Here is a 12,697-nt window from a genome sequence, read left to right as displayed (position 1 = left end):
AGACTGACGCCATGATGGAGAGTGATGGCGCATCGATCCGCGGGAATGTTCCGCAATATTCGGTTTCCGAGATTTCCGGGGCGATCAAACGCACGCTGGAGAGCGGATTCGGCCGCGTGCGCGTGCGTGGCGAGGTCACAGAACTCAAGCGCTATCCCTCCGGGCATGTCTATCTGTCGCTCAAAGATGAAGGCGGCAAGATTGCCGGTGTGATCTGGCGTGGGAGTGTCTCGCGGCTCGGTATGGCGCCGGAGAACGGCAATGAGGTCATCGCGACCGGCCGTGTCTCGGCCTATGGCGAACGCTCCAGCTATCAGCTCGTTATCGACCGTATGGAATTCGCAGGCGAGGGGGCTCTGCTCGCCAATATCGAGCGCCTGCGCCGCAAGCTGCTCGAAGAGGGCCTGTTCGAGCCCGAACGCAAAAAGGCCATTCCGTTCCTGCCCTCTCTGGTGGGCGTCATCACGTCGCGCTCCGGGGCAGTGCTGCACGACATCATCACGACGATCAGCCGTCGCTTCCCGCGGGACGTACTGCTCTGGCCGGTTCCGGTTCAGGGGGAAGGCGCGGCCGCGCAGATTGCCGCTGCCATCGAGGGCATGTCCGTCCGCCGTCCCCGCACGCCGGATGTGCTGATCGTTGCACGTGGTGGCGGGTCTCTTGAAGACCTGATGGCGTTCAATGACGAGCGTGTCCTGCGTGCCGTGGCGAACTGCCCCGTGCCGATTATCTCCGCAGTCGGCCATGAAACCGACACGACGCTGATCGATCTCGTTTCGGACCGTCGCGCGCCGACACCGACTGCGGCCGCTGAAATGACCGTGCCTCTGCGCTCGGAAATGGTCGCGGACATGGCGCATCGCAATGCGCGTCTGACGGGGGCGCTCACCCGCATCATCCAGACGGCCCGCGCGCGACTGGATCAGGCCGCTGCCCGTCTGCCCGACCTGCCGGGACTGCTGGATTCGGCCCGGATGCGTCTGGATGATCGGGGCCAGCGCCTCGATCTGGCCCTCCCATCTTTCGTCATGCGTATCCGCAACCGGCTGGATGCGCCGGGGATGCATCTGCCATCGCCGGAGCTCCTGATCGGACGTAGCCGTGCGCGGTTGCAGGCCCTGCGGCTGCCCGCGCCGGAGCTTCTCGTCAGCCGCGCCCGTGGCCGCCTGACGGCACCCACGACCCGTCTGCCCAGCCCCGAACTCCTGATCGAGCGCCGCCGTGCCGCTTTGCGCGCCGTCTCCGGAGAACTGGACACGGCCTGGCAGCGCTCGCTTCAGACATTCCAGCTCCGGACCGAGCGCCAGCGCCTGTCGCCCGATATTCTCAGAAGCGCCATCCGTCTCCAGCAGGCCCGGCTTCAGGGACTGGGCAGCCATCTTGAGGCTGTCTCTCCCCGTGCCATTCTCAGCCGGGGTTATGTCCTCGTGCAGGATGTAAACGGGCAGCCCGTTACGAGTGCGGAGGCCCGTCCTGTCGCGGATCGCGTCGTTCTGTCTTTCGCCGACGGTGATCGTGGGGCAAGACTGGACAGCCTGTCGCCTCAGGGCGATCTTGGACTGTAAATCTTTCATCCACCCGATCTGTGATCCGGAGTCTGCATGCGTTCGTTCTGGTTGAGTCTCGTTGCCCTGCCGCTGCTTGCAGCCTGTGCCCAGCAGCCGACGGGACCGGCGCGGCCTGAGGGCTCTCCCCCGACGCAGGCCAGAATCCCGCCGCAGGATTTCGCGCCGGGTCTGGCGGAGGAGCCGTCCGAAGACGGTAAGAAGAAGCTGTTCAACGATCCTTCGGCCCCGCTGAATACGCCGCCCTGTGGAACGGCGCTTCAGGAACAGGCGCAGGCTGGCGCGGCGATCTACCCGCAGAGTGTGTCCAGTACCAGTTCCTGCCCGCGCAATGCCTGCTTTCAGCCGCTGACCGGCACCTATATCGCGGCAACGGGCGCCCGGAGCGTCTGCCGTTAAGGCATTCGCCGGACTGGCGCCTCCAAATAAAAAGGCCGGTCGGGATTTCCCGGCCGGCCTTTTTCATGCTCGCGGAATGCGCTGACCGATCAGCGCTTCCACCAGCCCACGCGGCGCTTCGGCGGTGCGATCTCGTCGATATTCACCGGCTGAAGGACATTGCCGTCCTCGGTCGGAGCCTCGGCCGGCTTGGCCTTGGTGGTGCGACGGGTCCGGGTCCGCTTCGGCTTGACGGTTTCCTCGGGCGAGACCTCCACCGGAGCAGCAGGGGCTGCTTCAGCGGCGGGTTCAGCAACGGCTGCCTCTGCTTCGTCAGCCTTGGCCTTCGGTGCACGGCGCGTCCGTGTCCGGCGGGGCTTGGGAGCCTCTTCGGCAACAGGCTCTTCAGCGACCGGTGCCGGGGCGGCCTCGGCCACCGGGGCCTCCGCAACCGTCTCGGCCGGAGCCGCTTCTACGGCTTTGGCGCGGGCCGGACGGCGTCCGCGACCCCGGCGGGGCTTGGGAGCCTCTTCAGCCACCGGTTCTTCCACGACCACGGTCGCATCAACGGCCGGTGTGTGCTCGATCACGATTTCCGTAGGCGCGCTGATCCCGGTCTGAAGGGCCTGGGTGGTCCCTTCGAACTCTGCCTGCTCGATCACATCGAAGATATCGAAGCTTCCACCGAACGGATCGGCTGGTGTCGGGCCCGTGTAGCGATGCTGTACGGGACGCTCCTCGCGCTCCTCACGGCGACGCGGGTTACGGCCTGTGGGGGCCGGTGCGTTCGGACGCGCAGCCGGAGCCGGGCGGCGGGGTGCCACGTCGCGTGCCTCGGACACGGGTTCCGCAGCATCCGTCCCGGTCTCTTCGGCGTCTTTGACAACGCGCTTGAAGCGGGTACGGCGACGGCCCGGGATGATGCCGTTTTCGTCAGCATTTTCCGGCGTGGCAGCCTCGCGGCTTTCGTGGGCCGGGGCATCCAGCTCCTGCTGCGTCTCTGCTGCTGAGACATCCCCGTTCTGCTCCCGACGGCCACCGCGACGGCGACGGCGACGGCGACGACGGCCACCGTTGTTGTCCTCGTCGCCTTCGGAGGCCACGACGTCCTCGATGATTTCCGCATCGACAACCGGCGTTTCCGTGCGCAGGGCCACGGGAGCCTGTTCCTCAATGATTTCGATCGTGCGGACGGTCTCCGGAGCGCGTTCGACCTGACGCTCGGGAGCGGCCGTCTGGGCTTTCAGGCGCTCGATGCGCATGTCAGCCGCGGCGAGGTTCTCTTCCGTGCGGAAAATGACCTGCATGCGGTGATGGCGTTCGATGTCTGCCAGCCAGGAGCGCTTGTGGTTCAGGATGTAGAGCGCGATTTCTGAACCGACATAGACTTCGATCTCGGCCGAACGCTGACGCGCACCTTCCTCGTCGATGGCTCGCAGGACATGCAGGGCCGAGCTTTCCGTTCCACGGATGAAGCCGGTGCCCTGACAGTGCGGGCAGGGCGTGAGCACGGATTCCGCAATGGACGGACGCAGGCGCTGGCGGGACATTTCCAGCAGACCGAAATGGGAGATATGCCCGACCTGGATGCGCGCACGGTCGGAGCGCAGGGCTTCCTTGAGGCGTTTTTCCACCTGTGCGTTGTGGCGGCGGCTTTCCATGTCGATGAAGTCGATCACGACCAGACCGGCCAGATCCCGCAGACGCAACTGGCGACCCACTTCCTCGGCGGCTTCGAGGTTCGTGCGCAGGGCCGTTTCCTCAATGTTGCGCTGGGAGGTGGACTTGCCCGAGTTCACGTCGATGGCGACGAGGGCTTCGGTCTGGTTGATGACCAGATAGCCACCCGATGGCAGACGGGCCGTCGGCGAGAACATCGCGTCCAGATGGCCTTCGACATTGTAGCGTGCGAACAGGCTCTGGCCACGGTTCTGCCAGAGCTTCACCTTGTTGGCGTTGCTGGGCATCAGCAGGCGCATGAACTCGCGCGCACTCTTCCAGGCCGCTTCACCATCCACGAGAATGTCTTCGATGTCCTTGGAATACAGGTCACGGATGACGCGCTTGATGAGGCTTGCTTCCTCATAGACCAGAGTCGGTGCGACCGAAGACAGGGCGTGCGAGCGGATGTCGTCCCAGAGCTGGAGCAGATATTCGCAGTCGCGCGTCACTTCCTGCGCCGGGCGGCCGGCACCGGCAGTGCGGACGATCATCGCCATGGACTTCGGCAGGTCCAGTTCCGCGATAATGTCACGCAGGCGGCGACGGTCGGAATCGGATGTGATCTTGCGTGAGACGCCACCGCCACGCAGGGCGTTCGGCATCAGGACACAGTAGCGGCCGGCAAGGGAGATGTAGGTGGTCAGGGCCGCGCCCTTGTTGCCACGCTCTTCCTTGACGACCTGCACCAGCAGCACCTGACGGCGGCGGATGACTTCCTGGATCTTGTAGTTGCGCAGGAAACGGGCCGTGCGACGCGACGACGCGCTTTCCTCGCCCGTGTCGTGCTCGCCACCAACGGTCTCGGGCGCGCGGCGGTCATGGTTGTCGCCGTCTTCGCTCTCGGCGCCGTCTTCGGAAACCGTTTCGGTGTCGCCATCATCGGAGGACTCACCGCGCTCGGCAATTTCCTCTTCCTGGAGCGCGATGAGCTTCTCGCGGTCTGCGACAGGAATCTGGAAATAGTCGGGGTGGATTTCGCTGAAGGCGAGGAAGCCGTGGCGATTGCCGCCATATTCGACAAAAGCGGCCTGAAGGCTCGGCTCTACGCGAATGACCTTGGCAAGATAGATGTTGCCCTTGAGCTGTTTCTTGGTCGATGTCTCGACGTCGTAATCTTCGACGCGGTCACCATCCATGACCACAACACGCGTTTCTTCCGCGTGTGTGGTGTCGATGAGCATACGCTTGGTCATGGAAAACTGAACTCCACGACGCTCCACGGTGGCTGCCTTGGCCGGGGGGAGCATCAGATTGTGTGGGGTGGAGGGAACGGCGCAGTCCGAACGCACAGCGGCGGGACACGTTGGGTCCCGTTCCGGTGAGGTTGCTGGATGCGAGCACGTTGAGTGACATTCGTCCCCTGGACAGACGGCCGGTCCAGAAGCTGGAGCCGGGTGAAAAACCTGATCCGGACGGGCGTCTGGCCTGTGCCGGAGTACATGATCACCAGTTCGGTCCGGTCAGGACAGGATGCGGAGGGCTAGTCACGCATATGTCAAACGACGGGACGTCGTGGCGGAGACAGGGAAGAGCGGGAGCGGCATGGGAAAAGGCTTGGGCCCATGTCCGATCGGACCGCGCTTTACAGGTCCCTGTCGCACAGGATGACCGAAACCGCCCCTTGTGGCAAGCGCGACGTTTTTCATTTGCCCGTGCGCTGTTTTTCCACGCTTCCGTGCCATGTTCCTGACAGGGTTTTGTGCTGTATGCTCGCCTGGTCATTCACCGTCGGACGCTGGGAACAAGGGATGCTGACGCGACGCACGCTGGTAAGTGGTCTCTCAGGGCTGCCGTTGCTCATTCCCGTTGCGGCGTTCGGGCGTCATCCGCTGCATAAGAAACTGCCTGCACCTGCCGTGCATCGCGGTGCGGCACCGCCGAAGCCCCTGGTCATGCTGGACCCCGGACACGGCGGAAAAGACCCGGGTGCCATCGGGATTTCCGGTACCTATGAAAAGCATATTGCCGAAGCCGCGGCCTCCGAACTGAGACGCCAGCTTCTCGCTTCCGGCCAGTATCGCGTTTCCATGACCCGCTCCGAAGACCGGTTCATCCCGCTGGAAGGGCGTGTTGAATTGGCCCAGCGGCATCAGGCACATCTCTTCATTTCCATGCATGCCGATGCCCTGCATGACAGGGATGTGCGGGGTGCGAGCGTCTATACGCTCTCCAGTGGCGCCTCGGATGCGCAGACCGCGTCCCTGGCGCGGACCGAAAACAGCGCGGACCGCTTTGCGGGGCCGGCCTTTCACGGCATGTCGCCTGATGTGCAGCAGATCCTGGCCAGTCTTGTCTCTGAAGAAACACGTCGTGGCTCCGCCCATATGGCGTCGAGCGTCGTCAATTCGTTCCGCAACAGGATCGGACTGCTGACCCATCCGTCGCGTCATGCGGCGTTCGTGGTGCTGAAATCTTCGGAGATTCCTTCGGTGCTGGTGGAAATGGGGTTCATGTCCAACCGGCTGGACGAGGCGGCGCTGCGGCAGGCCGTGCATCGCACGCAGGTCGCCAGCGCCATGAAAGCAGCCATAGACCGCTATTTCGCGTCCCATGCCGGCATCATGACCGGCTGACCTGATATTTCTGCAATGAAGGCTTTACGGTCATGCGGGTTGCGCATGACGCAAGAATCGGTCATTTAACGCAGCCATGACGTTTCTTTCGATCCTCTCGCTTCGACTTATCGGCCCCTGAACGCCTTTCCAAGGCGGACAGCGCTCCGTTGCGTTCAGGGGATAACAGACCGAAAACCATCCTGAACCAGACGAGACGATCACAATCATGACCTTCCAGCATCCGTCCTTCGGCAAGATCGCCGACGACCGCGTCATCATTTTCGACACCACCCTGCGCGACGGCGAACAGTCCCCCGGCTTTTCGATGAACCTCGAAGAGAAGCTCCGCATGGCCCATGCGTTGAGCAATCTGGGCGTGGACGTGATCGAGGCCGGCTTCCCGGTAGCTTCCGAAGGCGATTTCGAGAGCGTGCGTCGCATTGCCGAGGAAGTCCGCGGGTCGGTGATCTGTGGCCTGGCGCGCAGTGGTGGCAAGCGTGACATCGAATCCTGCGGTGAGGCGCTGAAGAAGGCCGAGCGTCCGCGGATTCACAATTTCATTTCCACATCTCCGCTGCACATGAAGTACAAGCTGCGGATGGAGCCGGAGACGGTTCTGGAGATCATCGCGTCCGGCAACCAGAAGGCCCGTCAGTTTACGGACGACGTGGAATGGTCGGCTGAGGATGGCTCCCGTACCGATCCGGACTTCCTGTGCCGCTGCGTGGAAATGGCGATCCGCAATGGTGCCAACACGATCAATATTCCCGATACGGTCGGCTTTGCCACGCCGGAAGAAATGCGCGCCATCTTCACCATGCTGCGCGAGCGCGTACCGGGTGCGGATCAGGTGATTTTCTCCGCGCATAACCATAACGATCTGGGGCTTGGCGTTGCTAACACGCTGGCGTCTGTCGAGGGTGGCGCACGTCAGATCGAATGCACCATCAACGGCATCGGCGAGCGCGCAGGCAATGCGGCGCTTGAAGAAATCGTGATGGCGCTGCGGACCCGTCATGACCAGTACGGCAAGACGACCGGTATCGAGACCACGAAGCTGCTGGGCATGTCCCGCATGCTGGCCACGATTACGGGTTTCGACGTCCAGCCGAACAAGGCGATCGTCGGCCGCAATGCCTTTGCGCACGAAAGCGGCATCCATCAGGATGGTATCCTGAAGAACGCCGCGACCTATGAAATCATGACGCCGGAGAGTGTGGGCTGGAACAAGACCTCGCTGGTCATGGGCAAGCATTCCGGCCGCGCGGCCTTCCGTGACAAGCTGGCCCAGCTCGGCTACCCGCCACTGGAAGACGAGGCCCTGAACGCCGCATTCGCGCGCTTCAAGGATCTGGCCGACAGCAAGAAGGTCGTGTTCGATGACGACATCCGCGCGCTTGTGGATGACGAGAGCCGCGATCACGAGCGGGTTCATCTGATTTCGCTGGAACTGGCGTCCGGCACGAAGCAGAAATCCCACGCCAAGCTCGAAATCAGCGTCGATGGCGCCATCCAGTATGCGGCCGTCAGCGGCAACGGTCCGGTCGATGCGGCTTTCCGCGCCATTGGCGAGGCATTCCCGCATACGGCTGAACTGGCACTGTTCTCTGTGGCCAATGTCACGGAAGGCACGGATGCCCAGGCCCGTACGACGGTGCGTCTGCAGGAAAACGGCAAGCTCGTGGACGGACAGGGTGCCGATGCCGATACGGTGGTCTCAGCCGTTCGCGCCTATATCCATGCGCTGAACAAGCTTCTGACCAAGCGCGAGCGGACGGAGCCTGAAGCGCTGTCCTGATTTTTCAGGGGCAGGGTCTTTCAGGGAACGGGCATGTGGAGACATTCTGCATGCCCGTTTTTTTTTGACACAGGCAGTAATAACGAAAATATATAGTTTATATAAGAAGTAGACAAACATAACACGATCAGTATGGTTCCCTTTCTGACCGAAACAAGGGATCGTCATGCCGTATTCATGGCTCTACACGCTTTCAGGACTGCTGGTAGGATTCCTGGTCGGAATGACCGGTGTCGGTGGGGGGTCCCTGATGACGCCGCTGCTGATCCTGCTGTTTGGGGTAAAACCCCAGTCCGCGGTAGGGACGGACCTGCTCTATGCCGCCATCACCAAGATCTTTGGTACGGCGCTCAATCGCCATCACGGCGTTGTACGGTGGCGGATCGTATTTTTGCAGATGGCCGGTAGTCTTCCCGCCGGTCTGCTGTGTCTGATCTTCCTGCACCATGTCGGTCCGAGTCCGTTCGTCTCGAAGCTGATTACCGAAGTGCTGGGCGTGGCGCTTCTGCTGACGGTACCAGCCATCCTGTTCAAGCCGCGGCTGCAGAAATGGTCCAGCAGTGCCGGAACCCTGCGCCCGCAGACAGTCGATGTGCTGACGGTTCTTCTGGGTGTCGTGCTGGGAACGCTGGTGACACTGTCATCGGTGGGGGCGGGGGCCATTGGCATGGCGGCGCTGACCGTGCTTTTCCCCCGGGTCAGTACGCGGGAACTGGTGGCGACGGATATCGCTCATGCCGTGCCCCTAGCGCTTCTGGCGGGTGGCGGGCACTGGCTTCAGGGCGCAGTCGATTCCGTTGTGCTGGTGGAACTGCTGATGGGGTCCATTCCGGGCATCCTCCTCGGGACGCTGCTGGCCGGACGCCTGCCAGAGGATGCACAGCGATGGTTCCTGGGCATCCTTCTGGCGATCATTGGTCTCAGAATGATCTGAGACCAATGGTTCGGGAGGGTACGGCTCAGTAGCCGTATCCCCCCTGATAGTTCTGGGCCGGCTGCTGCTGATAGCCCCCCTGCTGGGAGTAGCCGCTGTTGGCCGGATAGCCGTTGGGATATTGCGGCTGCTGACAGTTGGTGTTGGGCGGGCACTGGTACTGCGGCTGCATGTACTGGCCCTGCTGCTGCGGATAGGCGCCCTGCCGGTTGTTGTAATAGCCCTGCTGCTGGCCATTGGTATAACCGCTCTGGTAGCCGGGGCGGTTGGGCGTCGTGACGGCACCCGCGCCAGCACCCAGAACACCGCCTGCCAGAGCGCCGATCGCAGCGCCACGGCCACCGCCAGCAAGGGCGCCGATGGCTGCGCCCGTTCCGCCGCCCAGAAGGCCGCCGCCCAGGGCGCGTGAGCCCGGGTCATAGTTCCCCTCGCAACCTCCCAGAGCCAGGACTGTGGCGAATGCTCCGACCAGCGCCGTACAGCGCAGGGCAGAGTGGGAAAAAACGGTCCTCATAGTCCGAATCCTTGATCGTCTCTAACGGAGTGAGCGCTGCTTATAGCTCAATATCCGTTGCGTGGGCGGTTGGGTGTCGTCGCCGCACCTACTGCCGCACCGGTGCCACCTCCGGCAAGGGCTCCGATGAGCGCGCCGTGTCCGCCGCCAGCCAGCGCACCAATCGCGGCGCCACCGCCTGCACCAATCAGGGCACCGGACCCCGCGCGCGCGCCACTGTCATACGGGCTGCCACAGCCAGTGAGGGCAACGCCACAGAGAGCCAGAGCTGCCAGAAAGCGGGGAGTTGTGAAGGTCTTCATGACAAAACATCCTGTTTGACGTTCCGATCCGCAGTCCAATGAGCGGTGCGGGAGAACGGTTTCACAAATCTAGACACACACAACGTGACAGAAGGGTGGCAGGATCGGGGCGCACGATTATTTTTTTCCATGTCCCCGGAGGGGGCTGTACGCTCCGGCCGTACCGCGCGCATTATATTGTGTCTTCGGCCCTTGCTGAACCTGCGTCGTCTGGTTAAGTCCACCCGCGGGGAACCGCCCCGCAATCACGATCCGCCATCTGTCCCCCGCACAGAGCCGCGCCAGGAGTTTTGGATGTTTTCTCGTCTGCTGGGTCTCATGTCTGCCGACATGGCCATCGACCTCGGCACTGCCAACACGCTCGTTTATGTCAAAGGTCGTGGCATTGTCCTCGATGAGCCCTCCGTTGTGGCGATTGCCGAAGTGCGTGGCAAGAAACAGGTTCTTGCAGTGGGTAACGAAGCCAAGCAGATGGTGGGCCGTACGCCGGGAAACATCACGGCCATCCGCCCGCTGCGCGATGGTGTGATCGCGGATTTCGAAGTCGCGGAAGAAATGATCAAGCATTTCATCCGCAAGGTTCACAACCGCCGCGCCTTCGCCAGCCCGCAGATCATTATCTGCGTGCCCTCGGGTGCTACGGCTGTCGAGCGCCGCGCGATCCAGGAAAGTGCCGAGAGCGCGGGTGCCCGCAAGGTGATGCTGATCGAGGAGCCCATGGCGGCAGCCATCGGCGCGGGCCTTCCGGTCACGGAACCGTCGGGCAGTATGATCGTGGATATCGGTGGCGGCACGACGGAAGTGGCCGTCATTTCCCTTGGCGGCATCGTCTATGCGCGCTCGGCGCGCGTGGGTGGAGACAAGATGGACGAAGCCATCATCTCCTATATCCGCAAGACCTATAACCTTCTGGTCGGTGAAAGCTCGGCAGAGCGCATCAAGATCGAACTCGGCTCGGCCATGATGCCGGATGATCCCGCGAACCCTGACGGCCCGCTGACAGAAATCAAGGGGCGGGACCTCATCAACGGCGTGCCGCGTGAAGTGATCGTCAGTCAGGCCCAGATCGCCGAGAGCCTGGCCGAACCCGTCATGCAGATCGTCGATGCCGTGACGACCGCGCTTGAGAACACGCCGCCCGAACTGGCCGCCGACATCGTGGACAAGGGCATCGTCCTGTCCGGTGGTGGCGCGCTGCTTTATCGTCTGGACGAGGTGCTGCGTCTGTATACGGGTCTGCCCGTGACGGTCGCGGAAAACGCCCTGTCCTGTGTGGCGCTCGGAACGGGGCGCGCGCTGGAGGAAATGCGTCGTCTGCGCAGTGTTCTGAGCAGCATGTACTGAGGACTTGGCTGACGCCGGATGCTGTCCATCCATGCCCGGCAGGTGCTTGCAAAGGCCGTCCTGCCCATCCTGATCCTGCTGGCAGTGGGGCTTGTCCTTCTTGGACTGGTCCGTCGTCCGGCCGTTGACGGGGTGCGCCTGATGGCGACGGATTTCATGGCGCCAGCCTATCATGGACTGGTCTGGCCGCAGGAACGGGCCGCGGTCTGGCTGACGGATCTGCGCGGTGCGACGGATCTGGCAAAGGAAAACGCCCGGCTGCGCGAAGAAAACCGGGCCCTGCGACACTGGTATGATGTCGCTGTGGCGCTCGCGGCGGAAAATGGCCGTCTCAAGAAAAGTCTGCACTGGATCCCGGAGACGGTGCCCCAGTATGTGACCGGCCGTGTGACGCGGGACGATGGGGGGCCGTATTCACGCGCGGTCCTGCTGGATGTCGGAAGCGGCCATGAGGTTCGGATCGGGGATGTGGCTCTGGATGCCGCCGGATTGCTGGGACGCGTGACGGAAGTCGGACCGCATACGGTGCGCGTCCTGATGATAAACGACGATGCGAGCCGCATCCCCGTCACACTGGCCACATCGCATGCGGATGCGATCATGGCGGGGGACGACACCACCGCACCCCGCCTGATCTTCTATCCGCAGGATCACCATCCCGTTGAAGGTGAGCGCGTGGAAACCCGCGGCCAGAGCACGATGCCTGCCGGACTGCCGGTCGGTACGGTCCATTACAGCGCGCCTAACCGGCCGGTCGTGGTGCCGGACGCGGATCTGGACCGGCTGGATATCGTCCGGGTCTTCGATTACGGCGATGACGACTCGCAGGCGCCGGATGCACCGGGCCGTGTGCGGGTGAAGAAGCTGCCCCAGAACCCGCTGACCGGACCGCTGCCGTTTTCATGGCTGCCCAACCTCCCGGACATGCCGGGACGGGGAGGGCAGTAAGCGCCATGGTTGCCGAGAACTCCACGCCGCACCTGCATTCCGCCGTCGAGCCGAAACAGACCTTCCGCCGTGCGCTCGACATGGCGGCACGGGCGGCCATGCCGTCCCTGTTTGTCATGTTCTCCGCGATTCTGCTCTCCGCGCCGTTCGGTATTCCAGGACAGGCGCAGCTTCAGTTCGGGATCGCGATGTGCACGGTCTGGTTCTGGGCGTACAGCCGGCCCCGCTCCATGCCGGCGCTGGCCGTGTTCCTGTGTGGGCTGGTGGTGGAAATCTTCAGCTTCGGACCTCCGGGGACCGTCCTGCTGTCGCTGCTGGTGATTTATGGTGTCTCGCATCACTGGCGCTATGGCCTGTCCCGTCTGGGTTTCATCGCGGGATGGCTGATCTTCAGCATTTTTGCCGCGCTGGCCTCCTTTTTTCAGTGGGCTCTCGTGTGCCTGCATGCCGTTGCGCTACTCTCACCCGTGCCTGGCCTCTTTCAGGCAGCGCTGACAGTCGGTATCTATCCCAGCCTGACCGCGCTGTTTGTCTGGGGACGCCGCACATTCGCCAATCCCGATCAGGCCTGACAGCGTCCTCTGCGTCCCGCACGCAACATGCCGCGCGGAGGGCTGCCTTCTTTTCCGGATCCTGA

11 protein-coding genes are annotated in these 12,697 nt (G+C 63.1%); 8 read left to right on the top strand and 3 right to left on the bottom strand.

Annotation, left to right across the window (positions count from 1 at the left end; all coding sequences use genetic code 11):
* Positions 1-11: 11 nt before the first annotated feature.
* Together xseA and ABF859_RS08630 are read left to right on the top strand one after the other, a co-directional pair.
* A complete protein-coding gene (xseA, locus tag ABF859_RS08635) occupies positions 12-1,565 on the top strand; it encodes an exodeoxyribonuclease VII large subunit (RefSeq protein WP_415527364.1) in 1,554 nt (517 codons plus the stop codon).
* Between the two features lie 36 nt (positions 1,566-1,601).
* Positions 1,602-1,964, top strand: a complete 363-nt coding sequence (locus ABF859_RS08630; protein WP_415527363.1) for a hypothetical protein — start codon at positions 1,602-1,604, stop codon at positions 1,962-1,964.
* Between the two features lie 89 nt (positions 1,965-2,053).
* Here ABF859_RS08630 and ABF859_RS08625 read toward each other — a convergent pair whose 3' ends face one another.
* Positions 2,054-4,858, bottom strand: coding sequence for an Rne/Rng family ribonuclease (locus ABF859_RS08625; RefSeq protein WP_415527362.1), 2,805 nt, complete (start codon positions 4,856-4,858; stop codon positions 2,054-2,056).
* Between the two features lie 555 nt (positions 4,859-5,413).
* On the opposite strand from ABF859_RS08625, the gene ABF859_RS08620 reads away from it, so the two are divergent.
* From ABF859_RS08620 to ABF859_RS08610, 3 genes are all read left to right on the top strand, one after another.
* Positions 5,414-6,238, top strand: a complete 825-nt coding sequence (locus ABF859_RS08620) for an N-acetylmuramoyl-L-alanine amidase family protein (RefSeq protein ID WP_415527361.1) — start codon at positions 5,414-5,416, stop codon at positions 6,236-6,238.
* Positions 6,239-6,446: 208 nt separating this feature from the next.
* A complete protein-coding gene (locus ABF859_RS08615; protein WP_415527360.1) occupies positions 6,447-8,018 on the top strand; it encodes a 2-isopropylmalate synthase in 1,572 nt (523 codons plus the stop codon).
* Between the two features lie 166 nt (positions 8,019-8,184).
* On the top strand, positions 8,185-8,952 hold the full coding sequence (locus ABF859_RS08610; RefSeq protein ID WP_415527359.1) for a sulfite exporter TauE/SafE family protein: 768 nt from the start codon (positions 8,185-8,187) through the stop codon (positions 8,950-8,952).
* A 25-nt stretch (positions 8,953-8,977) separates the two neighbouring features.
* Here the strand turns inward: ABF859_RS08610 and ABF859_RS08605 are convergent, their stop codons facing one another.
* Together ABF859_RS08605 and ABF859_RS08600 are read right to left on the bottom strand one after the other, a co-directional pair.
* Entirely contained in the window at positions 8,978-9,466 is a 489-nt protein-coding gene (locus tag ABF859_RS08605) for a hypothetical protein (protein ID WP_415527358.1), read from the bottom strand.
* Positions 9,467-9,513: 47 nt separating this feature from the next.
* Positions 9,514-9,768, bottom strand: coding sequence for a YMGG-like glycine zipper-containing protein (locus ABF859_RS08600; RefSeq protein ID WP_415527357.1), 255 nt, complete (start codon positions 9,766-9,768; stop codon positions 9,514-9,516).
* 294 nt (positions 9,769-10,062) lie between these two features.
* On the opposite strand from ABF859_RS08600, the gene ABF859_RS08595 reads away from it, so the two are divergent.
* Genes ABF859_RS08595 through ABF859_RS08585 form a run of 3 tightly spaced genes read left to right on the top strand, consistent with a single transcriptional unit; the run spans position 10,063 to position 12,632 of the window.
* Positions 10,063-11,112: a rod shape-determining protein gene (locus ABF859_RS08595; RefSeq protein WP_011253257.1), complete on the top strand. Its 1,050-nt coding sequence runs from the start codon at positions 10,063-10,065 to the stop codon at positions 11,110-11,112.
* Positions 11,113-11,130: 18 nt separating this feature from the next.
* Positions 11,131-12,060, top strand: a complete 930-nt coding sequence (gene mreC / locus ABF859_RS08590; protein WP_415527356.1) for a rod shape-determining protein MreC — start codon at positions 11,131-11,133, stop codon at positions 12,058-12,060.
* A 5-nt stretch (positions 12,061-12,065) separates the two neighbouring features.
* Positions 12,066-12,632, top strand: a complete 567-nt coding sequence (locus ABF859_RS08585; protein ID WP_415527355.1) for a hypothetical protein — start codon at positions 12,066-12,068, stop codon at positions 12,630-12,632.
* The last annotated feature ends 65 nt before the right edge of the window (positions 12,633-12,697 follow it).

This window comes from Gluconobacter sp. (genome assembly GCF_047722525.1).
Taxonomy (GTDB): Bacteria; Pseudomonadota; Alphaproteobacteria; order Acetobacterales; family Acetobacteraceae; genus Gluconobacter.
Note: the sequence above shows the minus strand (reverse complement) of the source record. Positions and strands in the feature narration are given on the sequence as shown.

What these genes read in the sequence shown, in the direction of transcription:
- ABF859_RS08585 (WP_415527355.1), top strand. Translation starts at nt 12,066, where the DNA reads ATGGTTGCCGAGAACTCCACGCCGCACCTGCATTCCGCCGTCGAGCCG.
- mreC (WP_415527356.1), top strand. Translation starts at nt 11,131, where the DNA reads ATGCTGTCCATCCATGCCCGGCAGGTGCTTGCAAAGGCCGTCCTGCCC.
- ABF859_RS08615 (WP_415527360.1), top strand. Translation starts at nt 6,447, where the DNA reads ATGACCTTCCAGCATCCGTCCTTCGGCAAGATCGCCGACGACCGCGTC.
- ABF859_RS08610 (WP_415527359.1), top strand. Translation starts at nt 8,185, where the DNA reads ATGCCGTATTCATGGCTCTACACGCTTTCAGGACTGCTGGTAGGATTC.
- ABF859_RS08600 (WP_415527357.1), bottom strand. Translation starts at nt 9,768, where the DNA reads ATGAAGACCTTCACAACTCCCCGCTTTCTGGCAGCTCTGGCTCTCTGT.
- ABF859_RS08620 (WP_415527361.1), top strand. Translation starts at nt 5,414, where the DNA reads ATGCTGACGCGACGCACGCTGGTAAGTGGTCTCTCAGGGCTGCCGTTG.
- ABF859_RS08630 (WP_415527363.1), top strand. Translation starts at nt 1,602, where the DNA reads ATGCGTTCGTTCTGGTTGAGTCTCGTTGCCCTGCCGCTGCTTGCAGCC.
- xseA (WP_415527364.1), top strand. Translation starts at nt 12, where the DNA reads ATGATGGAGAGTGATGGCGCATCGATCCGCGGGAATGTTCCGCAATAT.
- ABF859_RS08595 (WP_011253257.1), top strand. Translation starts at nt 10,063, where the DNA reads ATGTTTTCTCGTCTGCTGGGTCTCATGTCTGCCGACATGGCCATCGAC.
- ABF859_RS08605 (WP_415527358.1), bottom strand. Translation starts at nt 9,466, where the DNA reads ATGAGGACCGTTTTTTCCCACTCTGCCCTGCGCTGTACGGCGCTGGTC.
- ABF859_RS08625 (WP_415527362.1), bottom strand. Translation starts at nt 4,858, where the DNA reads ATGACCAAGCGTATGCTCATCGACACCACACACGCGGAAGAAACGCGT.